Below are 22,972 nucleotides of genomic sequence, written 5' to 3'. Positions count from 1 at the left end.
GGCCTTAAAGCCAGGAAATGATTCTTGATTTTTTCTCCGGTTACAAGCCGGGGATGACGGTATGCGTTTCCTTCAAAATCTGCTCCACTTCACGGCGTACATCAGGATTTCCCTTAATAAAATCCTTGATCATTTTCATGTTTGATTCCTTGGATACAGCTTTTTGAACGGGATTAACAGCGGTTGCGCTGCTCCCCTCTGTCTTTAAAGCTCCGCTGGTAGGGATACTGATTGTTCCGTTGCTTTTGTTTTTGGAGAGGTTGGTAAATTTCATCAGGGAACCTGCTTGATTCGCCGCCGAAATCCATCCGCTTTTTCGATTCGATGCCCACATTGCGCCTACAGCACCCAGAAAAACGCCGAATAAGAACGTAGCAGATCTCATCGGGATTGCCTCCTTTCAAGTTTAAGATCAAATGTAGTGTTTCCTGGGATTCCACGTCTCATGCGGCATGAATACAGGAAAGAAGTTGCACCCTCCCCTGAAAAAAAAGCGTGAACCTTTATAATGCGTGTTCAAAAAGTAAGCTTTTCAGCACCAAGATGTCGAATTGACTTCGTGATTCACTTCGTGATCAAAAGATGACTTTTTGAACAACTTCTCAGAGGTCCCGCTTTATACTCCAAGGAGATTCATTCAGCCCCCACCACAACAGTAAAACGGTTAAGGCAATAAAGATAACCAAAAGTGCATTAAAGAACCATTTTGTCCATTTGATCCGGTGGGAAGGAAATATTTCGCTTCGAGAGACATACTTCGCTTCCGGTTCGAAAAAATCTTCTTCTTCATCTTCTAATAACAGTGTAAGGCTACCAGAATTTGCCGCTGTCCGCTGCCATTCCTTCCGCTTAGTCTTGGCAGAACCGAATGCATTAGAAGAAACTGGACGTTTGCCTCGTCTGCTCCTCAGCGGCAAATTCTCATCTTCGGCCGCCTGCGCTGCCGCCGTCTCTGATCGTCCCCTGGAAAGCTGCTCCAAAGCACCTGCTTTGGTAGTGCCGTTCACTCTGCTGCTTTCTTTCTTATGTTTACGGCCTCTCTCAAGTCTCTTAACCCTGCTTAATCGTTCGCTCATTGTTCCCTCCGAAAACGAATCACAAACCCCGAAATCAAATCAATGAGAAAATGACATAATATCGGCGCCCATAAAGTCCCGGAAGCGATATAAATATACCCCAGCCCATAGCTGGTGGCAAATACCCATCCCGTCGGAATCCAGTGCCGCAAATAGCGGATATGAATCAGCGCAAAGACAATGCTCGTCCAATATGGACCAAGCGAATGCTGTATCGCTCCCCTGAACAGCAGCTCTTCGCAAACGGCCACGACAGCCGCAATAATGAAAATATGCCAGATTGGTCTTTTGCGAAACAGCATTTCGTTTATCCCGCCGTCATCCATGCTGCTCTCCGGGATCATTCTGGACAGCAGCAGATCAATGAGAAAAACAGCTGCTGCGAGCCCAAGGCCCCACCAGATAAAACTCAAGCCATCCGGCGGCCTGAATAAAACAAGCGGATTTCGCCATTGAAACAGCATAATAATCAAGCCTATGACGAGTGTAAGGATTTGCGTAAAATACAAATTGATCAGCAGCAGGCGATCGTTAAGTTCTTCTGGCTTAATTTGCCGGAACTTGATTTTTTCAGTACTTTTTTTCATAAAATGAGTGCGTTCCTTTGAGATTATTCTTGAAGCTGTCCTTCATAAAATCATAACCGATTTGCACCCGCCTATTCAAGGCGGCCCAAAGAAGCATTAACAATCGCGAGAAAGAAGTGACGCACCGTAAAAATTGTTTATTTTGTGCTATTGACAGTCTTTACCCGCCATGTTACATTATGAAAAAATTAAACCATGAAACACGTTGAAGGAGAGAAGTCGCCTTCAAGCTTCCAGAGAGCCGGTGGTCGCTGTGAACCGGTAGCCTTGAATTCAGACTTTAGCGCTCCGGAGTGCTGAGTTGAACCTAGTAAACCAGCCGGATGAATTCCGTTACCATTCTTGTCGAAAGACAATCAGAGGCCGTACCTGCGAAGTTGCGGCGAAATAGGGTGGCACCACGAAGCTCTCGTCCCTTGCTACGGCGGTAGTATGCGGACTGGAGCTTTTTTTATTGCTTTCGCTTAGAGTCGTGGGGACGCCTTGTTTCGTGCTGCACTTGCAGCCCTGTTCTTTGCCGCGGCGATTCGTCACTGCTGCAAAGCAATTGCCCGAGGGGCCACATTTTTAGAAGCTCAAGCTTCCGTCCAAGTTTTGTCTTCTGCTATTTAGGGAAGCTTATGCTATACAAAACCAAGCTCATGCTTCCGAAGCGAGTTTTGCCCGCTGTTTATCAGGAAGCTTATGCTATACAAAACCAAGCTCATGCTTCCGAAGCGAGTTTTGCCGCTGTTTATCAGGAAGCTTATGCTATACAAAACTTTTAGGAGGAAAAAGAAACCATGTTCAAAGTGTTAGTATCGGATCCGATCAGTGATTTGGGAATTCAGCAGCTTGTTGACGCTGACGATGTAGTCGTGGAAAAAAAGACGGGGCTTAGCGAGGCAGAGCTTATCGAAATCATTCCTCAGTACGACGCGCTTTTGGTACGCAGCCAGACTAAAGTGACAAAAAGCATTATGCAAGCTGCCTCCAACCTCAAGGTTATCGGCCGGGCAGGAGTGGGCGTCGACAATATCGATCTCGAAGCGGCAACGCAATCCGGGATTATCGTCATCAATGCGCCGGACGGCAATACGATCACCACTTGCGAACATGCCTTTGCGATGATGATGGCGCTCGCCCGCCATATCCCGCAGGCTTATGCCAAGACGATCAACGGGACATGGGACCGCAAATTCCTTGGCGTTGAGCTGCGCAACAAAAAGTTGGGCGTGCTGGGCATGGGCCGGATCGGCAGCGAGGTGGCCAAACGGGCTAAAGCTTTCGGGATGGACGTACTGGGTTATGATCCGTTCCTGACGGAAGAGCGCGCGGAGAAAATGGGCGTGCAGGTTGCGACTGTCGATTACATTGTCCGCAATGCCGACTTCATTACAGTGCATACCCCGCTTACGCCGGAAACGAAGCATATGATTGCCCGTCCGCAGTTTGAAGTGATGAAGAAAGGCATGCGCATTATCAACTGCGCCCGCGGCGGTATTGTTGATGAAAAGGCCATGTTGGAAGCCATTGATGAGGGAATCGTGGCCGGCGCTGCGTTTGACGTATTTGAACAAGAGCCGCCACAGCCGGATCATCCTTTCCTGCACAATCCGAAAGTTATCGTAACGCCTCACCTTGGGGCTTCTACCGTAGAAGCGCAGGAGAACGTGGCCATCGATGTATCGGAGCAGGTGCTTCATATTTTGCGGGATGAACCGTTCAAGAACGCCGTCAACATGCCTCCGGTAGCCGCAAGCGTGATGAACAAGCTGCAGCCTTATTTCGGACTCGGCGAAAAAATCGGTTCTGTAGCCGCTCAAATCAACAACGAGACCGTCCAGGCGATCCAGATCGATTATGCTGGCGATCTGTCGGAGGTCGATACGCAGCCGCTCACCCGTTATATTTTGAAGGGAGTGCTGTCTCGCCATTTCGGAAGCGATGTGAACATCGTCAATTCCACGCTTTTGGCGAAATCCCGTGATGTCCGGGTTGTTGTTTCCCAAGCGCCGGCTCAAAAAGGGTTCACGAATGTTATTACGGTCACGATCAAAACCGCGAACGGCCAGGACCGGCAGATTGCCGGCACTCTGCTGGAAGGATACCGGGAACGGATTGTGCAAATTGACAAGTTCCCGGTCGACATTGCGCCGGAAGGCCACCTCATCGTCGTTTCGCACACGGACAAACCTGGCATTATCGGCAATGTCGGAACATTGCTCGGCAAAAACGATGTCAATATCGCATCCATGCAGGTGGGACGCCAGGTCGTAGGCGGGGAAGCCATCATGGTGCTGACTGTCGACAAAGCCGTTCCGGATGATGTGCTTGCCGAAATGATCAAACTGCCGGAGCTGAAAACCGCACAGGAAATCGTTCTATCCTAAACAGCTTTCAGAATCTGCAGGAAGCCGTTTAACCTAAAAAGTCATGCCGAATATCGGCATGACTTTTTTTGATTATGCGTTTGCCTCAAGTGTTCCACGTTGAACAAGATTAATCTTGCCGTTTCAACAAAAAGCATCCTAAATCTGTAGGATGCTTTCAGCTAGCTTTGTTTTTCGACAGGCAATTTCAGCCTGAATGTCGTTCCTATGCCGACCTCGCTTTGCGCTTCGATGGATCCGTGATGGGCATCCACTATATTTTTGACAATGGATAAGCCAAGACCTGTCCCTGCCGTTTCTCCGCGAACCCGCGCTTTATCTGCCTTATAGAAACGTTCAAAAATATATGGGAGATCCTCCCGGGGAATGCCGTCCCCCTCATCGGACACCAGAATTTCCACCATGGGCTCGTTGCGGCTGCCGAGAATCCGGTTCGCTTCCAGGTCAATCGACCGGTTTTCGGGTGTATGGCGGAAGGCATTATCGAGCAAATTCGTAAACACCTGCTCAAGCCGGTCTTCATCTGCTTCCTCAAGTATAAGCTGTTCCGAAGGCAGCCCGATCCGCAGCTTGATATTTCGTTCTTTGGCTCTTACCGAGAATTTTCGATACACCCGTTCCACAAGTTCCGTCAAATCAACCGAATGCATGACCATTTCAGTGTGACCCGCTTCCATGCGCGCCAGGTCCAGCAAATCGCGAACAAGCCGTCCCATCCGAAGCGATTCATCATAAATGACCTGGATCAATTCCCTGGCTTCCTCCGGCGACGAGGCCATTCCATCAAGCAGCGCCTCGCTGTAGCCCTGCATCATGGAAAGAGGAGTCCTGATTTCATGCGAGACATTGGCTACAAAATCTTTTCTCATCTTCTCAAGCTGGGCCTGCTCCGTCACATCGCGGAGAACGGCGACAGCCCCGCGAATATCCCCTTCGGAAGATAGCGGAGCCATATGAACGGACCAAACGCTCTGCTTGACATGAATATCCTCCCGCTGGTCTCCCTCCTGCTCCAAAACCCGTTCAAACATTGGAACAAGCGGTTCTGGAACGGGGTACCTGGCTGAAGGGATCAGACTTTTGAGGCTGCCGCTGCCTGCGCCTGTCTCCAGATTGCCCCATGCATGCAGCAGCTGTTCGCCGGGAGGGTTGGTCAGGATCACAGCACCGGATTGGTCCAGTGTGATGACGGCATCATTCATGCTTCTCAGTACGCTGGCCAGGTGCTCTTTCTCCAGATTCAGGCTTCGAATGGTATTCTCAAGCTCTTCGGCCATGTGGTTGAACGTTTTGGCCAAATCCCCGATTTCGTCGCTCGTTCTGAGCGTAAGCCGGGTATCGTAGTTTCCACGCCTAATTTCGTCTGTTGCCTGAATCAACCTGCGCATCGGCTGCGTAATTTTGGTGAACAGGAACAGGGCAAAAAAAGTGGTCATGGCAAAGCCCGCGATGGATACCCAGATAAAAAGCGATTTGATGGCGCCAGAGTTCGTGAAGTTGGTATCGATATAAGGAAGGAGAAAAAGGCCGAGCGTAAGAAGCACGCAAGCAACCAAAGCGCTGATCGTAAGCCAGAGCTTGCCGACAAGGGATCTCCAGAAGCTCACTCTATTTTCCAACCTCCAGCTTGTAGCCGACTCCCCAAACGGTCGTTATCATCAGGGCTGCTTCCGGCGATACTTTGTTCAGCTTCTCGCGCAGTCTCTTCACGTGGGTATCCACCGTACGCAAATCTCCAAAAAATTCATAGTTCCAAACATCCTTCAGCAGCTCTTCCCGGGAAAAAACCTTATCGGGAGAAACCGCCAGATAATGGAGCAATTCATACTCCTTCGGCGTCAGGCTGATTTCCTGCCCTCCTGCGGTCACCCTGTGGGCATCGTGTTCAATCGTCAAATGGGGAAAAACGATCGTGCTGCTCGTCCCGCTGTCCTGTGACAAAAACGCGGTAGCTGATGAGCGGCGCAGAATAGCCTTGACGCGGTAAATGACCTCACGGGGGCTGAACGGCTTCACCACATAGTCGTCGGCACCGACTTCGAATCCCTGAACCCGGTTAATCTCTTCCCCTTTTGCCGTCAGCATAAGCACCGGCGTTGCTTTGGACTGCCTGAGACGGTTGCAGACTTCTATCCCGTCCATTCCGGGAAGCATGACATCAAGAACGACGAGATCATACTCTCCCTCCGTAGCTTTCTTTAATGCCGTTTCCCCGTCCTCGGCTTCATCAATTTCAAATCCTTCCTTCTCCAAATACATTTTAAGCAGACGACGGATTCTTTCCTCATCGTCTACGACCAAAATACGGTTGATCTGTTCTGACATCCTCACAGCTCCTCATCTTCATGTCCGCTGTCCGCCTGCTTACGGACGATTAGCTTTTAAACCATCATTAGAAATCATTGTACATTTGGCCGACCCTGAACTGTCAAATTTTCGATTCGCAGTCCAAAATATATGTACGATCAGAGAAGTGATGCCTGATCGGCTGATCATGCGGAAGGTTACGGCTGGTCATTCTTCCGGGCGGCAGCCGCGCTTTGCCGCAGGCTTTCGACTTCGCTTTTAGTCAGGTGACGATATACCCCTCGTTTCATAGTTCCCAGATACAGCTTTCCGAAAGCGATTCGTTTCAGACGAATAACGGGATGTCCGATCGCTTCAAACATTCTCCGAACCTGACGGTTGCGTCCTTCGTGGATCGTGATGCTGATGACGGCCTGCTTATTGTCCGGGTTCACATCATGATATTCCACTTCCGCCGGAGCTGTCATCCCGTCTTCCAGCATAATCCCCTGCTTGAGCTTGTCCAAATCGTTTCCATGAGGCACCCCCATGACAGTAGCCAGGTAGGTCTTGGGCACATGGTGCTTCGGATGGGTAAGCAAATGGGCAAATTCACCGTCATTAGTTAGAAGAAGCAAGCCTTCCGTATCATAATCCAGCCGTCCAACCGGATATACCCGTTCCTTGATTCCCTTCAGGTAGTCGGTGACAATCTTTCGCCCTTGCGGGTCGCTGGCGCTTGTAATCACGCCTTTCGGCTTATTGAACAAAAGGTAGAGCTTCTGCTCGGCACCGATATTTTTTCCGTTTACCGTTATAGTGTCCGTCGCGGGATCCGCCTTTGTTCCAAGCACAGTTACGGTTTCTCCGTTGACCTGCACTTTGCCCGCCAAAATCAGCTCCTCACATTTCCGACGCGATGCGACTCCGGCTTGAGCAAGTATTTTCTGTAATCTTTCCATGTTAATTAAGTCACCTCACATTCATGATACCCAGTTGACAAAAAAATCACAATAGCGAAAGCAAAAACGCTCTCACAAGGAGAGCGAAATGCAAGATATGTAGACAACTCGCGAAAAGGGTCTGATAAGGTCGATTCAAAACAGCAGCAGACAAACAAATATGGCGGCAAAGAAACCGACCATATCCGAAAAAAGCCCGACTTTAAGCGCATAGCGGCCATTGCGGATGCCAACGGCTCCGAAATAAACGGTAAGTACATAAAGCGTAGTGTCCGTACTTCCCTGAATCGTAGAGGCAATTCGTCCGATCATCGAATCCGGTCCGTAGGTTTTGATCAATTCGGTCGTAAAAGCCAGCGAACCGGTGCCGGTCAGGGGCCTCAGGAAACCAAGCGGCAGCACTTCCGGCGGAATGTGGAGCCATCTGACAGCCGGTGCTGCAAGGTCTACTAGGAAATCCATCGCTCCCGACGCGCGAAACACGCTGATCGCTACCATCATTCCAACCAGATGCGGGATAATGCCTATGGCGGTTGAAAACCCGTCTTTGGCTCCATCCACAAATGATTCATAAACCGGAACCTTCTTGAAATAAGCGTACAATGGAATAAAAGCAATCATGACGGGGATAGCCCAGGCCGATATCGTATGAATCCAGTTCAAGCGCCATCACCCCGCCCCGCCGCTGCGGTGCTGCTGCTTGGTACAGAAGGCGGAATAGCCGGGGGCGGCGCTTGTCTGACCCGATACCATCTGTCAGCCAGCACGGCTGCCAGAGTGGCAATCGCCGTCGCCAGAAGCGTGCTCCCTACGATTTCTGCCGGGTTTGCAGAGTGATAGTTAAGCCGGATCGCAATCAGCGTCGTCGGAATCAGCGTGATGCTTGCCGTGTTTATGGCCAGCAATGTGCACATCGCCGGAGAGGCGGTTGTCTTGTCCGGATTCAGGCGCTGCAGCTCCTGCATGGCCCGAATCCCCATCGGTGTCGCCGCATTGCCGAGTCCAAGCAAATTAGCGCTCATATTGGACAGAATGTACCCCATGGCCGGATCATTCTTCGGAACATCTGGAAACAAAAATTTGACGACAGGACCCAGCAGCCTGGATATTCGGTCTACAAGGCCTGAATTCTCTGCCAGACGCATGATTCCAAGCCAGAATACAAGCACGCTGATCAATCCGAAACAAACGGTCACGCCTGTCTGAGCTCCCTCGAAAGCCGCTTTGGTCACGAGATTGATGTCGCCTTTGGCCGCTGCGAAGCCGAAACCGGCCAGCAGCAGGCCAAGCCATATTTTATTAACCATTTCCCCTCTCCCCTTCTCTCGCCTTCTTTGTTTATTGCTTCTCTTCCTCTCCATTGCCCAGATCCCGGCCGCTGTCTTTGCTTTCGTAAACCGGAACGACGCCAATCATCTGATCATTCAGCCGCAGCACGATTTTCCCCTTAAGTCCAAACGGATCAGCCGCTTTATTCAATTTCAGCTCCTGTTTGATGTGCGGAACTTCTTCAGCGCTTAAAGGATATTTAAAGGCTTTGCCTGCAAAAAGCCCGGTCCCTTCGATCATTTGCTTCTCCAGGACTAGAGTTTGCAGCGGAAAATGCTCAAAACCGTAGTCCAGCAGCTTGGCATGATCATTCCAGTCATCTCCGTCATTGAGAGTGACAGCCACAAGCTGTTGCCCGTCCCTGGTTGCGGAGCTTACCAGACAGCGCCTTGCAATCTTGGTAAACCCGGTTTTGACGCCGTCCGCCCCCTCGTAAAAACGGAGCATTTTGTTCTTGTTTAACCAGGAATAGTCCCAGGGGTCATTCGGATTGGGCGCCTTTCTCACTTCCGTCTTCACAATTTCCCGAAATACGGGATTATGCAGGGCATACGCCGTAAGCTTGGCCAAATCGTTGGCAGTCGAGTAATGCCCCTTGTGATCAAGGCCGTGCGGATTGACAAAATGCGTATTTTTCAGGCCGATCATTTCAGCCTTGCTGTTCATCAAATGAACGAAGCCTTGTTCTGATCCGCCTACGTGCTCTGCAATCGCCGTTGCGGCGTCGTTGCCTGAACGAAGCATGAGTCCGTAAAGCATATTTTCCAGACTCATTTCTTCACCAAGCTTCAAATAAATGGATGATCCTTCCTTGCCAAAAGCATACGGGCTTACTTTGACCCGCTTGTTCAGATCACCATGCTCAATGGCCACTATAGCGGTCATAATTTTAGTCAGGCTGGCAATGGGCAAAATCTCATCACCCTGTTTGCTATAAAGCAGTCGTCCGGATTCAACGTCTAATAATGCCGAGGCCTGGGCATGTGTCTGGGGCTCCGCGTAGGACCGCTTCGATTCTACAGGGTCTGCAGAAACAGAAACAGGCCCTGCAAGCGCGATCCCGAGTATCATCGTCAGGCACAATCCGTAAATCATCTTGATTCGTTTCATAGCTTGACTCCTTCGATGTTAATCTTGGTGAGCTTGTTCTAATAATGAATATATGCATCATGGGGGCTCAAGTAGACCCTGATTTGTCCACCTTGGCCCCATGTAGATGAAAAAACCCTTCCACGATTCGGAAGGGAAAGTCATGGCTTTCGTTATTCGTATCCTTTAACCTGCCGTTATTGAGTAGAAGGTGTGCTTCCGGCTACGACAGGGGGAGGCGTAGTTGCGGCATTTCTGTTTGGGAACATGCTTTGCAATTGGTCAATGACGACGGGAACCGAATCAATAATTTTTTCCATTAAATGCGTTTGATGATCCAGCGGTACGATGTGCACCCCTTGACTTCCTACAACCAGGAAAGCGATCGGGTTAATGGAGACGCCCCCGCCGCTGCCGCCGCCAAAAGGCCGGTGCAAGCTTTCTCCCGTATTCGAAGCAGACGGAATATGTTCGTCCGATAATTTGAAGTCGCTGCCCCCTGCTGCAAATCCGAATCCGACGCGGCTGATCGGCAGAATTACGCTGCCGTCAGGTGTTTCGACGGGTTCCCCTACAATTGTGTTGACGTCAACCATTTCCTTGATGTTCTCCATTGCGGTCCGCATCAAGCCTTGAATAGGATGTTCAGCCATTGTTTAGTTCCTCCTTTCACTTTTAGCACGCGAACTATAAGGGTCAGTCCAGCATACATAGCATATCCGAGACTGATTTGCGCTATGCAATTCATATTCGTGGCAAAATGCGGCGGCGTGCCAAACCGGGGGTTTACAAGCAACTGCGGCGTATTTTCCATTTTGACCTGAAAAGACAAGCTCCCGATAATATACGACTTAAGCGCCCATAATAATCCGCATGCCACAGCGGTATAATCCGCTTCCTTAAACGCAAACTCCGTTGACCAGTCCATCGTTGTAATTTTCAAGTGCTTTAAAGTCGAACTCAGCCAACGTTTCAAATCAGCTGTGGATTTTAGAATCTGCTTGTAGATGTCGATCCATTTGCCGATCCTTTCCCTGCCGATATATTCTTGTTCCTCATGATTGGTTCCGTTTTTGTTGACCAGTTCACCTTTCTTCTCCGTTAGCACTTTAAAGCCTTGCTTAAAGTTATCAAAAACGATTTTCGGAACTTCATAATGCAGCTTGATCATTCCGAAGAGCAGTTTGACATCTGCCGTTATTTCCTCATCCTCATTCTGTTTGCTGGCGTGCACATTTATTGTCACCCGAGATAACAGCACAATCAGCAGAAGCAAAAGGAAGATAAGGAGGATAATGCCAACCGAAATCCATATAAACATGATCAAACCTCCGTTCACGGGTAAAAGCCATTCCTTAGTATGTCATTTGGGATGGATTTCAATTCCACAAACTTCCCTTCAAAGCGTCAAATGGTTGCAATGACAAAAAAACACCCGTTCCAAAAATGGAACGGGAGCTCGTGACCTCGCCGTGTAGTAAGATGGTTAGGTAGATTTCAACGGTTTACATCGTCTATGGTCAGCTGTTCATTTTGAATGCGTTCGAACAGATCCTGAGTTTCATCTTCCAGGGAGTCCGCATCCGCAAACTGCTCCGGATCGGGCAGGTCCTTCAGGCTCGCCAGGCCAAAATAATCGAGAAATGCTTTCGTCGTCCCGTACAGAATCGGACGGCCGATAGCTTCGGCGCGGCCAACCTCTTCAATCAGGTCCTTGTTGACGAGCGTATGTATCGCCCTCTCCGCCTTGACGCCGCGGATTTCTTCAATCTCAACGCGGGTAATCGGCTGCCGGTAGGCAATAATCGATAATGTTTCAAGGGCCGCCTGCGATAGGGACGACCTTGACGGGGAGTAGGCAAGCTTCTCGAAATAAGGGGCATGCTCAGGCAGCGTAGCGAGCTGATAATGCCCGGCAATTTCCACGATTTGCAGACCGCGGCCCTCCTGTGCCATCGATGCTTTTAATTCCTCCAAAGCATCCCTGATGATCTCCGAGCGCTGCTCCAGCACTTCGGCGAGCTGTTTAACCGTCAATCCTTCTTCGCCGGCCAGAAACAGCATCCCCTCAATAATCGATTTCAATTTCTGAAAATCCATTACCGCTTTGTTCCCCTTTCCATTCCATTACAATATCATCGAACAGTTTATTCTGATAGCAGATGATCAGCTTCATTTTCATCAGCTCAAGGATAGCCAGGAAAGTAACGACCACCTCATGGCGGTACATTTCTTCATGCAGCAGCTTGGAAAACAGCACTCTTCCGCCTCGTCCAGCCGTCTCAAGCACGGTGACCACTTCCTTGATCCGGTCCTTGACCGAAATCTCATCCCGCTGAATACGGGCTACCGTATTTCGCTTCACCGCTTTGCGCAGCGCTTTTTGGAAGACTGTAATCAAATCGGACACATGCAGTCCTTTTACCGGATTGTCCGGAACCTCAGGCAGATAAGGAGTCAAGTCTTCCGGTTCCTTCGTAAATATCAGGCTGCGTTCCCATTCTTTATCATGCAGCACTCCCGCAATATTCTTGAATTTCCGGTATTCAATCAGCCTGCGGATCAGCTCTTCCTGAGGATCTTCTTCCTCATAGTCATACATATCATATTCGTCCTCCCACAATTCGACGGGAGGTTTGGGAAGCAATTGCTTGCTTTTTATGGACAGCAGGGTAGCAGCCATCACCAGAAATTCGCTGGTAATTTCAAGCTCCAGCTCCTGCATGGAATGCAAATAGTCCATATATTGATCTGTAATGTCACTAATGGAGATTTCATGGATGTCGATCTCCGCTTTGTCAATCAAATGAAGCAGGAGATCGAGCGGGCCCTCAAAGGTCTCCAGCTTATAAAGTACCGTCACTCTATGATCCTCCACCCGTAATAAAAGAAAATGTAGCACCTTCCCGGAGAAAAGCACTACATTAAATAAGCACTATTTTAGCTGATTCGTCAAGTTTGCCATTTCAATGGCCGCCACAGCAGCCTCCCAGCCTTTATTGCCTGCCTTCGTGCCGGCGCGTTCGACAGCCTGTTCAATGTTCTCCGTCGTAAGAACACCGAAGATAACCGGGATGCCGGTTTTCAGGCTTGTCGCGGCAACCCCCTTCGCGACTTCATTGCACACATAATCGTAATGCGAGGTCGAGCCGCGGATTACGGTGCCAAGGGTAATCACGGCATCGTATTTGCCGCTTTCGGCCAGCTTCTGAGCCGCGAATGGGATTTCGAAAGCGCCCGGCACCCAGGCAACGTCCACTTCCTCCTCCTCGGTGCCGTGTCTTTTCAGCGCGTCAAGCGCGCCGCTAAGCAGCTTGCTCGTAATAAACTCGTTGAAACGTCCAACCACAATCGCATATTTTAAACCTTTGGATACTAAATGCCCTTCAAAAATTTGCCCCATTTGTCGTCATCTCCTATAAAAAAATTAGATTTTGGCCGTTTCATCCTGCTCCAAATCATCGAACTGCAGCATATGGCCAAGCTTGCTTCGTTTGGTGTGAAGATAAGCGGTGTTGTCGACGTTCTCCTTGATCTGGATCGGCACCCGCTGAGCAACCTCCAGACCGTAACCCTCGAGACCGGTTATTTTGCGCGGATTGTTCGTCAGCAGGCGGATTTTGGCAATCCCCAGATCCTTCAGAATTTGCGCCCCGATTCCGTAATCTCTTAAATCTGCCTTGAATCCGAGCTTCAGATTGGCCTCCACCGTGTCGAGCCCTTGCTCCTGCAGCTTGTACGCTTTGAGCTTGTTGATCAGGCCGATGCCCCGTCCTTCCTGACGCATGTAAAGCAGAACGCCGGTGCCCTCCTTCTCGATCTGGCTCAGGGCAGCAGCGAATTGCGGCCCGCAGTCGCATCTGTGGGAGTGAAACACGTCGCCCGTCAAACACTCGGAGTGGACACGCACCAGGACAGGCTCCTCCGGATTAATGTCCCCTTTTACCAAAGCCAGATGCTCTTTGTCGTCCACAGCATTCGTATAAGCGATTGCCCGGAACTCGCCGAAATCCGTAGGCATCCGCACTTCCACTTCGCGGGTCACCAGCTTCTCCCGATCGTTCCGGTAATGGATCAGATCTTTGACGGTAATGAGCTTCAAGTCAAACTGGTCTGCAAACTCTCTGAGCTCGGGCAATCTGGCCATTTCCCCGTTCTCTTTGATCACCTCGCAGATTACCCCTGCCGGATAAGAGCCGCAAAGCTTGGCAAGGTCTACCGCCGCTTCGGTATGACCGGCACGCCGGAGTACGCCTCCCTTTTTCGCGATCAAAGGAAACATATGGCCGGGTCTGCGGAAATCTTCAGGCTTCGCATCCGGATTCATGATGCCCTGCACCGTTTGTGAACGCTCAAAAGCGGAAATGCCCGTTGTTGTCGTCTTGTAATCAACCGATACCGTAAAGTTGGTGCCATGGTAATCGGTATTATGGGAAACCATGGGCTTTAGTTCCAGTTCTTCCGCCCGTTCCTGCGTAATCGGCACGCACACGAGCCCTCTTCCTTGCGTGATCATGAAGTTGATGATTTCCGGTGTCGCTTTCTCGGCGAGAGCCACGATATCCCCCTCGTTTTCCCGGTCCTCATCGTCCACGACGATGACAGCCTTGCCCTGCTTCAAGTCTTGAAGCGCCTCTTCGATACGATCCAGCTTTATGCTATCCATATGCGTAATCCTCCTTTCAAACCTGTCACGGTTTAAACAAATCCGTTCTCGCTCAGAAACGACAGACTCAGCTCTTTTCCGTCCCTTGCTTGCCCTGCCGAAGATTCGGATGAGGATGAACCCCTGTAATGCAGCAGATGCTCGACATACTTGCCGATCACATCGCACTCCAGATTCACGGTGTCTCCAGGACGTTTAAATGCAAGAGCAGTCTCGGCAAGGGTATGCGGTATGATCGATACGCTGAACGTTTCGCCCTGAACCTTGGCCACGGTCAGGCTGATCCCGTCAACCGTGATAGAGCCTTGAGATACAATGTATTTGAAAAGCCCGGGATTATGGGGTTTAATCGTATAAACGACGGCATTGTAGTCACGTTCCGTGCTGACAATGCTGCCTGTCCCGTCAACATGCCCTTGTACGATATGGCCTCCAAATCTTCCGCCGGCAGGCATGGCCCTTTCAAGATTGACCTTTTGGCCGCTGCTTAACAGATTGAGATTCGTATGCTTGTAGGTTTGCGGCATAACATCAACGTTAAAAGACGAAGACCCGATTCCGGTTACCGTCAGACATACCCCGTTTACGGAAATGCTGTCCCCCAGAGCGATATCCTCCATGATTTTGCTCGCCCGTATTCCCAGCACCATCGCTTCACCTTGTCTGCTTACGGATTTCATTGTACCGATTTCCTCAACCAACCCGGTAAACATGCTGACATCACCTCCATTGTGGTACTCCGGAAATGCAAATATCGTCCTCTATCTGCGTAACTTGAAGATTCGTTAATCTTACTGCTTCCTGCATGCTGTCCGGACCATCAAAAACAAAACTGCCCGGACCCATGCCTCCGATGAGCTTGGGCGCCATAAACAGCAAAACTTCATCGGCAAGCTGCCCGGCAATGAAAGAGCCGTTCAGTTTTCCGCCGCCTTCGACCAGGATGGAGGAGATGCCGAGTTCGCCCAGCTTCTGAAGCCCCAGCTTCAAATCCACCCGTTCGTTGTTCCCGCAAGGAATTACCCTTGCACCTCCGGCTTCAATAGCCTTTAATTTGGCGGAATCGCCATGTCCCTCTGTCGTTAAAATAATGGTGCCCGCGCCGTCCGCTTTTAGAACCCCCGCATCAACCGGAATTCTCAGCTTTGAATCGACAACGATCCGGGCCGGGGAAATTCCGGGTACAGGCAAACGGGTGGTCAGGAGCGGATCGTCTGCAATTACAGTGTCGACGCCAACCATGATGCCTTCATGCTGATGCCTTAGCGTATGAACCATGGCCCTGGAGGCCTCGTTCGTTATCCATTTGCTGTCGCCCGTTTTGGATGCCATTTTTCCGTCCAGCGTGCTGGCAGCTTTAAGCGTTACATAAGGAAGCCCTGTCGTAATGAATTTAATAAATTTTTTGTTGAGCTCCTTCGCCTGTTTCTCAAGCACACCGGTTACGACTTCAATGCCTGCCTCCCGAAGCATCCGGGTCCCTCTGCCGGAAACCTGCGGATTGGGATCGACACACGCGACCACGACCCGGGCCACTTTGGCTTCAATCAGCCGCTTGCTGCAAGGGGGAGTCGCTCCGTAATGGCTGCATGGCTCAAGCGAAACATATACGGTGCTACCTTGTGCGCGTTCCCCTGCCATATCCAGCGCATGAACTTCCGCATGCGCTTCGCCGCGTCTTAAATGCGCGCCCATTCCAACTACGGCCCCATCCTTGACGACAACGGCACCGACAACCGGATTGATTCCGGTCTGGCCCTGTGTATGTTTGGCCAGATCAAGGGCCAGCGACATATAAAACTCGTCATTGATCAGTTCCACGGCACATCCTCCTTTCCCGTAGGATCTCCAATAACGCAAAAAAACCCGACCAAAAATGGATCGGGGTGCATGAGAGTATAAGCGATACATAAACAAGCCAATTAACAATGGATCATTGAACTGCTGCGAAACGAAGCGGTTGTCAGGACAAATCTTCTAGCGAGACCTAATTTCAAGATCCCAGAAAACCATGCCCAACCAAGCAGCATCGGCAGACAGCGGCCAATATCAACTGAATTGATCATGAAAGAAATCTGCAGCTCCTTTGCCGCAAAATCTCCGTATCTCCTTCTCCCATCCAGACTATACTGTCGGTCCCGGAATTGCACCGGCTCAGCCGCGAGTCCATCGCATCTCTAAAGACGATAAACAGGCGGGTCACGGACTAAGGCGCAGCCGGTCAAATACATAAAGCCGGCGCTTGCCATCACCGTCGGTCGGGAATTTCACCCTGCCCCGAAGGAAACGTATTCGATTGTAGGTTGCCTAAGTCATAAGTCCTTAATCAGCAGACTCTTAACTTGATTGAAATGGTAACACTATCTATGCTGAAAAGCAACACATATTATCATACGCTTCTTTACGACTTCAGCAAACCGTCTGCAGACCGATCTCTTGCCGCTCCTAAAAGCGCATAAAATCCTGGCCGCATGACCAACCTATGCATAGCGCCGGCCTAAGGCGCAGTTTGATGACCAGGAGGAGACAAGACAAATGGCCAAACCGGATAACCGGGCAGATAACGTGGACCGGATTCAGGAAAACATTCAAAATACGCTGCAAAATTTGCATCGAGGCGAAGATTATTTGGCCGAGCATGCATCGGAAATCTCCGGCGAAGAACGCAGTCAGGTTGAAGCTAAAAATGAACGGCGCGAGAGAGCAATCGAAGGCTTCCGGGAAGAAGTTAAAGATGAGGCTAAAGAACAGCCGAAATAATCGGTAAAAAGGGAAAAAGCCGCTATCCGGAAATTACGGATTGCGGCTTTGTTACGATCCGGTGAATTATACTTCGTATACTTCAACCGATTCCATGCGATCGCGTCCCTGGAACGCATCGACATGTTCCATGCCCTTGATCACTTTGCCGAACACGGTATGCTGTCCGTCAAGGTGCGGCTGAGGCTGGTAGCAGATGTAGAACTGGCTTCCGCCTGTATTGCGTCCCGCATGCGCCATGGCCAGCGATCCGCGTTCATGTTTGTTCGGGTTAATTTCACAGTTGATGGTGTATCCTGGTCCGCCAGTACCTGTGCCTTGAGGACAACCACCTTGAGCTACAAAACCAGGAATGACACGGTGGAATACAAGTCCGTTATAGAAGCCGGAGTTTGCCAGCTTTTCAAAATTGGCTACCGTATTGGGAGCGTCTTGATCGAACAGCTCAAGAAGAACTTCTCCGCCGTTCGCGAGTTTAACTTTTGCTTGTTTTGCCATTATATATTCTAGCTCCTTCCAATAATGATCGGGCATACGACATGTCCAGTGTACTATGAAAATGTTCACAGTGCAAAGAAAAAGACGGGGAAAGCTCTGCCCCGTCTTCAATCTATCCAGCAAACTCCGGCGCCTATGATTTCAGCGAATGCTCTTTGCGAATCCGTTCAGGAATAACATCGCCCGCCACAATATCGTTCAGCGTCTCTCTTTTGACCACGAGATCGCTTTGACCGTCCCTCACAAATACGACCGCAGGACGCGGAATCCGGTTATAGTTGCTCGCCATCGAATAATTGTATGCGCCCGTTGCGGCTACGGCCAGCAGATCCCCGCTGTTCGCGACCGGAAGCTCAGCGTCCCAGATCAGCATATCGCCGCTTTCGCAGCATTTGCCTGCGATCGAAACGGTCTCGGCCGCAGCCTCTTGGCCGCGATTGGCCAGCATCGCTTCATATTTGGAATTGTAAAGCGCAGGACGCGGATTATCCGTCATCCCCCCGTCAACCGAAATATATTTGCGTACACCGGGAATGTTCTTGCTGGTGCCAATCGTATACAGCGTCGTTCCGGCATCGCCAACAATGCTTCTGCCCGGCTCGATCCACACCTCGGGAAGCTTGTCATATACGCCGGAAAAATGGCGTTTCACCGCATCCGTAATGGCGGTCACATAAATGGACGCCTTGAGCGGTGTGTCTTCCTCCGTATAGCGGATACCGAAGCCTCCCCCGAGATTAATGACCTTGAACACCACATCCAGTTCACGTTTCACCTTCACGGCAAATTCGGATACCCGCTCCGCGGCTACCTGGAATCCGTCAATTTCAAAAATTTGCGAACCGATATGGGAATGCAGGCCGAGAAGGTTAAGCTGAGGCAGACGGATCGCGATTTTAACGGCGTCATAGGCCGCCCCGTTAGCAAGGTCAAAGCCGAACTTCGAATCGGTCTGTCCTGTGGAAATGTACTCATGGGTATGAGCTTCCACGCCAGGGGTTACCCGCAGCAAAATGTTCACTTTAACTCCGTTCTCGGCAGCCAGCGCATTCAGCATGTGCAGTTCGTCGAAGTTATCGGCCACAAAGCATCCAATCCGCGCGTTTATCGCCATCTGAATTTCATCAGGCGTTTTATTATTGCCGTGGAAGTGGATACGCTCTGCAGGAAAACCGGCTTTCAGCGCCGTATACAGTTCTCCTTCCGACACCACATCAAGGCTCATTCCCTCTTCCTCAACAAGACGGCACATCGCCATCGTGCAAAAAGCTTTGCTGGCAAATGCCACCTGGAAAGAAAGCCCGGATTGTTTGAAAGCACTTATATATTCGCGGGCACGCTGGCGAATCAGCGTTTCATCCATAATATACAGCGGTGTTCCGTATTTTTCTTTGAGCTCTACTGTATCGCAACCGCCAATTTCAAGATGTCCTTTGGCGTTTATTTTACTGGTACCGTGTAAATACATGCTGCTATCCTCCGATTTTTCCGATTTAGAATCAGTATATCAGGTATCGGGGAATTCGAAAAATGGATTTTTTTATACTTCATTTGTACTTTTGCAGTACAAGCTGTTGTCAATGAAGCTACTCGGACATTCGGCTGTTGTCCCGCGGCTTGTTGAAGGACGGGCGCGTCTTGGCATACGTAACCGGCATCCGGAACAAAACAGCGGCCAACGCCTTTGCATTAAAGGGTATAAACGGCCACAGATAAGACGAATTAAACGAGCGGCGCAGCGTCAGCAAGACGATTAATAAGGTAATCCCGACAACAAAGCCCGGAACTCCGTACAAGGCTACCGCCACCAATAGAACGATCCGGACAAGCCGGTTGGCGAGCCCAAGCTCATAGCTGGGCGTTGCAAACATGCCGATCGCGGCCACAGCCATATAAAGCACGACTTCGTTCACGAACAGGCCGGTCTTGACTGCGATATCGCCGACGAGAATGGCGGCGATCAGGCCCATTGCCGAAGCCAGAGGGGTCGGGGTATGGACGGCTGCCATGCGCATCAGATCGACACCAAATTCCACGATCAGGAATTGGGCGATGAGCGGCACTTTAGCCTGAGCCTGCGGACCAATAAATGCCAGTGCGGGCGGCTTGATCTCCGGATGAATGACAATCAGCAGCCACAAAGGCAGCAAGAACAGCGAGGCCAGGATGCCGAAGAAGCGAATCCACCTGAGGTAAGTCCCCATAAACGCCGTTTGCCGGTTTTCTTCCGCATGCTGGCACAAGTCGAAAAACGTCGTCGGCAGGATCATAACGCTCGGAGAAGTATCCACAAACAAGACAACCCGCCCTTCCAGAATATGAGATGCAACCACGTCCGGGCGCTCCGAGTACCGGGCCATCGGATAAGGATTCCAGCCTTTATGGATAATCGCTTCCTCAAGCTGCTTGTCCGCAAGCGGAATGCCTTCGATATCAATCTGGCTGAGCTGCTCCTTGAGATTTTCCACCTGCACTTTATCGACAATATCATCGATATAAGCCACGCAGACATCCGTTTTCGTCCGTCTGCCTATTTGCGTATGCTCGAACTTTAAGCCGGGATCCCGCAGGCGTCTGCGAACGAGGCCGATGTTGGCCAGCAGCGTTTCCGTAAATCCGTCTCTGGCTCCCCGGACAACGCGCTCGAGAGATGGTTCCTCCGGATTCCGGACGGGATAGGACCTGGTGTCCATCACAATCGCCGTTTCTTCGCCTTCCAGAAAGAGCACGCTCATCCCGGATAACGCCTTGGTAATACAGACGCTCAGTTTGTCGGTAGTTTCCACCTGGATATGAGGAATATATTCCTCAAAAAAAGTTTTAAGCGCATAGCCCGATATGGTTTCGGGCGTCAGATAAGTGAGCCTGTTGAGAATACCCTGAAGAATAAAGTCTTTGGCGAATGAAGTAATCAGAAACAAGCCCGTTCTTTTTCCGCCAAACGTCATTTCACGAAAGTCAACGTCGATGCTCTCCCCTAGACCGACCACCTGCTCCAGCGTTTTTTTGGTCGTAATGAGCTTTCGGCTGATACTATCGCTATGCTGCCAATAAATCACGGATTCTTCAATGCTGTTCGAGATTTCATTCAATTTCTTACCGCTGTCCACGCCGAATTTTGCCGCGTTCGGATCATCCTGCTTCGTGTCCCCGGAATCGTCATGGCCCGGATCAAAATCGGGGATGAACGTTATGACGCTTTCTTTCGTCTGCGTTCCCTGTTCCATTTCTGAATGCCGATCATTTGTCATCTCAAGCTACCTCCTGCCAAAACCTTAGAGTTGATCGTTGATTTTCCTTCAAGGATGGTATACGAACCAATCGAACAAAGAGCCTGCAACCTTGCCAAACACCATGGCGAGCAGCAGCAAAAACAGATACCGCTGCAAGTGAAGCCGCTTGGCCAAAATAGGCAGCACATTAAGCACTTCCGTCAAGGCGGCGGCCAGCATGCCGATAAATATCCCGTTGAACAGTCCCACCATACCGCTCACGGGCTTCCAGGTGATGTAAAATTTCCAATTCCAGAAATCCGCAACCGTTCCAAAAAACGCGCCGTTTACCATAGCACCCTCATACCAGTGGACCTTGTAATACGATCTTGACAGCTGTGCAAGCCTTGGAATGATATCAAGGACGACAAAGAGAGCGACAACGCCTCCTCCAACCGCAATGCCGCCTGCAAATCCGAGAAAAGAAAACAAAACCGCCTGCAGAAGCATCAGCATCCGTCCTACTCCTCCTTTGTCTCCTTCCGATGAATTTTTTTGTATTCCTCGGTGATTACAAAGTGGTCCAGATTTTCCTGATACAAAAACATTTCAACCTCGAGCGGAGTAGGCTCCTCATTCCATTTTTTGCGGAACAAGTGATTGAAAAAGATGAGCATGCCCAGCCCGATTCCTATCGAATACGTTGTCTGGAACACATAAGGATGCTCATCCCGGCTTCCTGTAATCATTTCCACGATTTTCACCATGACCGCAGACATGTCCACATCAGCGTGAAAATTCATGATGGTCAGCATGGATCCAAAAAAAAGCAGCAGCCAAACAATCGCAAACAGCAGCAGGGATGGCGATTTTTCTAAACTCGTGATCTCGACCAGCGTATGCGGTTCGCCAATATATTCCACGGATAGATTGGGATAACGATCCCTGATCAATTTAATAATCCGCATCATATCAATGACGATCCGGTTCCCGTCCTGCTTGACCGGATGCTTGACAACAAGCCGCTTCAGTCCTTGTTCAAACTCGGCAGGCGCCAGAATCTGCGCAATATCACCCAGCTCAATGCATGTTCCCTTCTTAAGCTGCACGTGCTTGCGCAGCCTGATATAGACCTTTTCCTTGGCAAAAGTGTTGTCCATCCGAAATCACCTCTTACCTGCCTAATTGTCCCTAGTATGCCAAACGCAGATTGTATTTACTCCTGCTTGCAAAATTACTCTAAAATAACCCCACAAAGTGAGGCTTTTACTTCGAGGCGGATTCAGGTACTTTGCGGGGACCCCGGAAAATTTATAAACTCTTTAATGATAAAAAAGCCGCTCAAGCTTGGCAAACCAAAGCTTAAGCGGCTTTATCTTTTACTGCGCGATTTGATTTTTAATATTCTGAAGGATTTTCTTCTCCAGCCTTGAAACCTGGACCTGGGATATTCCCAGTCTGCTGGCGACCTCCGATTGGGTCTGGTCACGGTAATACCTGAGATACACAATGAGCCGTTCCCTTTCGGTCAATCCGCCGAGCGCCTCATGGAGCGCCAGCTTGTCAAACCACCGTTCCTGGGACTCATCGGCGATCTGGTCGATCAGCGTGATGGGATCTCCTTCGTTCTCAAACACCGTCTCATGAATGGAAGTCGGCGGTTTATTGGCTTCCTGGGCAAATACCACATCTTCCGGAGTGACGCCCAGCTCTTCGGCCACCTCCTTGACTGTCGGCAGTCTGCCAAGCGTCTTGGACAGCTCGTCCTTTTTCTTGCGTACCTTGTTCGCCATCTCCTTCAAGGAGCGGCTTACTTTCAGCGTTCCGTCGTCTCTAAGGAAACGTTGAATTTCACCGATGATCATGGGGACCGCATAGGTGGAAAATTTGACGTCATAATTAAGGTCAAATTTGTCTACCGACTTGAGCAGTCCTATGCATCCGATCTGAAACAAGTCTTCAGGCTCGTAGCCGCGGTTCATGAACCGCTGCACAACGGACCATACAAGACGTATGTTGCAATTCACAAGCGTATCGCGTGCCAGCGTGTCGCCCGACTGGCTCAGGGCGATCAGCCTTTTGACTTCGGAGTCATCCAAATACTCTCTCGAGGTTTGCTTCACATCAGCATCCAT

25 protein-coding genes, 1 riboswitch and 1 other annotated feature are annotated in these 22,972 nt (G+C 50.2%); of the genes, 2 read left to right on the top strand and 23 right to left on the bottom strand.

Annotated features, from left to right (window positions below):
• Positions 1-40 precede the first annotated feature (40 nt).
• The 3 genes from K7397_RS03755 to K7397_RS03745 form a co-directional block, all read right to left on the bottom strand.
• On the bottom strand, positions 41-385 hold the full coding sequence (locus K7397_RS03755; RefSeq protein WP_223066607.1) for a hypothetical protein: 345 nt from the start codon (positions 383-385) through the stop codon (positions 41-43).
• Between the two features lie 217 nt (positions 386-602).
• Complete coding sequence (locus tag K7397_RS03750; RefSeq protein ID WP_223066606.1) at positions 603-1,076, bottom strand: hypothetical protein; 474 nt, start codon at positions 1,074-1,076, stop codon at positions 603-605.
• Positions 1,073-1,663 carry a CPBP family intramembrane glutamic endopeptidase gene (locus tag K7397_RS03745; protein ID WP_223066605.1) on the bottom strand — a complete coding sequence of 197 codons (591 nt, stop codon included), beginning with the start codon at positions 1,661-1,663 and terminating at the stop codon, positions 1,073-1,075. Before K7397_RS03745 ends, K7397_RS03750 begins: the two co-directional genes overlap by 4 nt.
• Before the next feature lie 196 nt (positions 1,664-1,859).
• Positions 1,860-2,083, top strand: a binding site (T-box leader).
• 362 nt (positions 2,084-2,445) lie between these two features.
• Between K7397_RS03745 and serA the strand changes: the two genes are divergently transcribed.
• A complete protein-coding gene (gene serA, locus K7397_RS03740) occupies positions 2,446-4,035 on the top strand; it encodes a phosphoglycerate dehydrogenase (RefSeq protein WP_223066604.1) in 1,590 nt (529 codons plus the stop codon).
• Between the two features lie 161 nt (positions 4,036-4,196).
• Here serA and K7397_RS03735 read toward each other — a convergent pair whose 3' ends face one another.
• From K7397_RS03735 to ribD, 14 genes are all read right to left on the bottom strand, one after another.
• Positions 4,197-5,642: a HAMP domain-containing sensor histidine kinase gene (locus K7397_RS03735; protein ID WP_223066603.1), complete on the bottom strand. Its 1,446-nt coding sequence runs from the start codon at positions 5,640-5,642 to the stop codon at positions 4,197-4,199.
• Between the two features lies 1 nt (position 5,643).
• Positions 5,644-6,360 (bottom strand): response regulator transcription factor, encoded by a 717-nt coding sequence (locus tag K7397_RS03730; protein WP_223066602.1) that lies wholly within the window; start codon positions 6,358-6,360, stop codon positions 5,644-5,646.
• 179 nt (positions 6,361-6,539) lie between these two features.
• The gene (locus K7397_RS03725) at positions 6,540-7,283 is read right to left on the bottom strand and encodes a pseudouridine synthase (protein WP_223066601.1); all 744 of its coding nucleotides are present in this window, start codon (positions 7,281-7,283) and stop codon (positions 6,540-6,542) included.
• Between the two features lie 135 nt (positions 7,284-7,418).
• The gene (locus K7397_RS03720; RefSeq protein WP_273545569.1) at positions 7,419-7,904 is read right to left on the bottom strand and encodes a spore maturation protein; all 486 of its coding nucleotides are present in this window, start codon (positions 7,902-7,904) and stop codon (positions 7,419-7,421) included.
• A gap of 38 nt (positions 7,905-7,942) precedes the next feature.
• Positions 7,943-8,590: a nucleoside recognition domain-containing protein gene (locus K7397_RS03715; protein ID WP_223066599.1), complete on the bottom strand. Its 648-nt coding sequence runs from the start codon at positions 8,588-8,590 to the stop codon at positions 7,943-7,945.
• A 31-nt stretch (positions 8,591-8,621) separates the two neighbouring features.
• A complete protein-coding gene (locus K7397_RS03710) occupies positions 8,622-9,722 on the bottom strand; it encodes a D-alanyl-D-alanine carboxypeptidase family protein (RefSeq protein WP_237690647.1) in 1,101 nt (366 codons plus the stop codon).
• A gap of 176 nt (positions 9,723-9,898) precedes the next feature.
• Entirely contained in the window at positions 9,899-10,354 is a 456-nt protein-coding gene (ytfJ, locus tag K7397_RS03705; RefSeq protein ID WP_223066598.1) for a GerW family sporulation protein, read from the bottom strand.
• Entirely contained in the window at positions 10,327-11,022 is a 696-nt protein-coding gene (locus K7397_RS03700) for a DUF2953 domain-containing protein (protein ID WP_223066597.1), read from the bottom strand. Before K7397_RS03700 ends, ytfJ begins: the two co-directional genes overlap by 28 nt.
• Positions 11,023-11,198: 176 nt before the next feature.
• On the bottom strand, positions 11,199-11,801 hold the full coding sequence (scpB, locus tag K7397_RS03695; protein ID WP_223066596.1) for an SMC-Scp complex subunit ScpB: 603 nt from the start codon (positions 11,799-11,801) through the stop codon (positions 11,199-11,201).
• The gene (locus tag K7397_RS03690) at positions 11,770-12,564 is read right to left on the bottom strand and encodes a segregation and condensation protein A (RefSeq protein ID WP_223066595.1); all 795 of its coding nucleotides are present in this window, start codon (positions 12,562-12,564) and stop codon (positions 11,770-11,772) included. Before K7397_RS03690 ends, scpB begins: the two co-directional genes overlap by 32 nt.
• Before the next feature lie 72 nt (positions 12,565-12,636).
• Positions 12,637-13,104, bottom strand: a complete 468-nt coding sequence (gene ribH / locus K7397_RS03685; RefSeq protein ID WP_223066594.1) for a 6,7-dimethyl-8-ribityllumazine synthase — start codon at positions 13,102-13,104, stop codon at positions 12,637-12,639.
• Positions 13,105-13,128: 24 nt separating this feature from the next.
• Positions 13,129-14,367: a bifunctional 3,4-dihydroxy-2-butanone-4-phosphate synthase/GTP cyclohydrolase II gene (locus K7397_RS03680; RefSeq protein WP_223066593.1), complete on the bottom strand. Its 1,239-nt coding sequence runs from the start codon at positions 14,365-14,367 to the stop codon at positions 13,129-13,131.
• A 32-nt stretch (positions 14,368-14,399) separates the two neighbouring features.
• Positions 14,400-15,080 carry a riboflavin synthase gene (gene ribE, locus K7397_RS03675; RefSeq protein WP_223066592.1) on the bottom strand — a complete coding sequence of 227 codons (681 nt, stop codon included), beginning with the start codon at positions 15,078-15,080 and terminating at the stop codon, positions 14,400-14,402.
• Between the two features lie 7 nt (positions 15,081-15,087).
• The gene (gene ribD / locus K7397_RS03670; protein ID WP_223066591.1) at positions 15,088-16,188 is read right to left on the bottom strand and encodes a bifunctional diaminohydroxyphosphoribosylaminopyrimidine deaminase/5-amino-6-(5-phosphoribosylamino)uracil reductase RibD; all 1,101 of its coding nucleotides are present in this window, start codon (positions 16,186-16,188) and stop codon (positions 15,088-15,090) included.
• Between the two features lie 282 nt (positions 16,189-16,470).
• Positions 16,471-16,656: riboswitch (FMN riboswitch) on the bottom strand.
• 246 nt (positions 16,657-16,902) lie between these two features.
• On the opposite strand from ribD, the gene tlp reads away from it, so the two are divergent.
• The gene (tlp, locus tag K7397_RS03665; RefSeq protein ID WP_223066590.1) at positions 16,903-17,127 is read left to right on the top strand and encodes a small acid-soluble spore protein Tlp; all 225 of its coding nucleotides are present in this window, start codon (positions 16,903-16,905) and stop codon (positions 17,125-17,127) included.
• Between the two features lie 66 nt (positions 17,128-17,193).
• Here the strand turns inward: tlp and K7397_RS03660 are convergent, their stop codons facing one another.
• The 6 genes from K7397_RS03660 to sigF form a co-directional block, all read right to left on the bottom strand.
• A complete protein-coding gene (locus tag K7397_RS03660; protein WP_223066589.1) occupies positions 17,194-17,625 on the bottom strand; it encodes a peptidylprolyl isomerase in 432 nt (143 codons plus the stop codon).
• A 133-nt stretch (positions 17,626-17,758) separates the two neighbouring features.
• Positions 17,759-19,093: a diaminopimelate decarboxylase gene (lysA, locus tag K7397_RS03655; RefSeq protein ID WP_223066588.1), complete on the bottom strand. Its 1,335-nt coding sequence runs from the start codon at positions 19,091-19,093 to the stop codon at positions 17,759-17,761.
• A 118-nt stretch (positions 19,094-19,211) separates the two neighbouring features.
• Positions 19,212-20,876, bottom strand: coding sequence for a spore germination protein (locus K7397_RS03650; protein WP_237690646.1), 1,665 nt, complete (start codon positions 20,874-20,876; stop codon positions 19,212-19,214).
• 48 nt (positions 20,877-20,924) lie between these two features.
• Positions 20,925-21,353, bottom strand: a complete 429-nt coding sequence (locus tag K7397_RS03645) for a stage V sporulation protein AB (RefSeq protein WP_223066587.1) — start codon at positions 21,351-21,353, stop codon at positions 20,925-20,927.
• Between the two features lie 5 nt (positions 21,354-21,358).
• Positions 21,359-21,997, bottom strand: a complete 639-nt coding sequence (locus tag K7397_RS03640; RefSeq protein ID WP_223066586.1) for a stage V sporulation protein AA — start codon at positions 21,995-21,997, stop codon at positions 21,359-21,361.
• 219 nt (positions 21,998-22,216) lie between these two features.
• Positions 22,217-22,972, bottom strand: a complete 756-nt coding sequence (gene sigF, locus K7397_RS03635; RefSeq protein ID WP_223066585.1) for an RNA polymerase sporulation sigma factor SigF — start codon at positions 22,970-22,972, stop codon at positions 22,217-22,219.

It is taken from the genome of Paenibacillus caui, assembly GCF_019904135.1.
GTDB classification, from domain to species: domain Bacteria; phylum Bacillota; class Bacilli; order Paenibacillales; family Paenibacillaceae; genus Fontibacillus; species Fontibacillus caui.
This window is presented reverse-complemented; position numbering and strand designations above follow the sequence as displayed.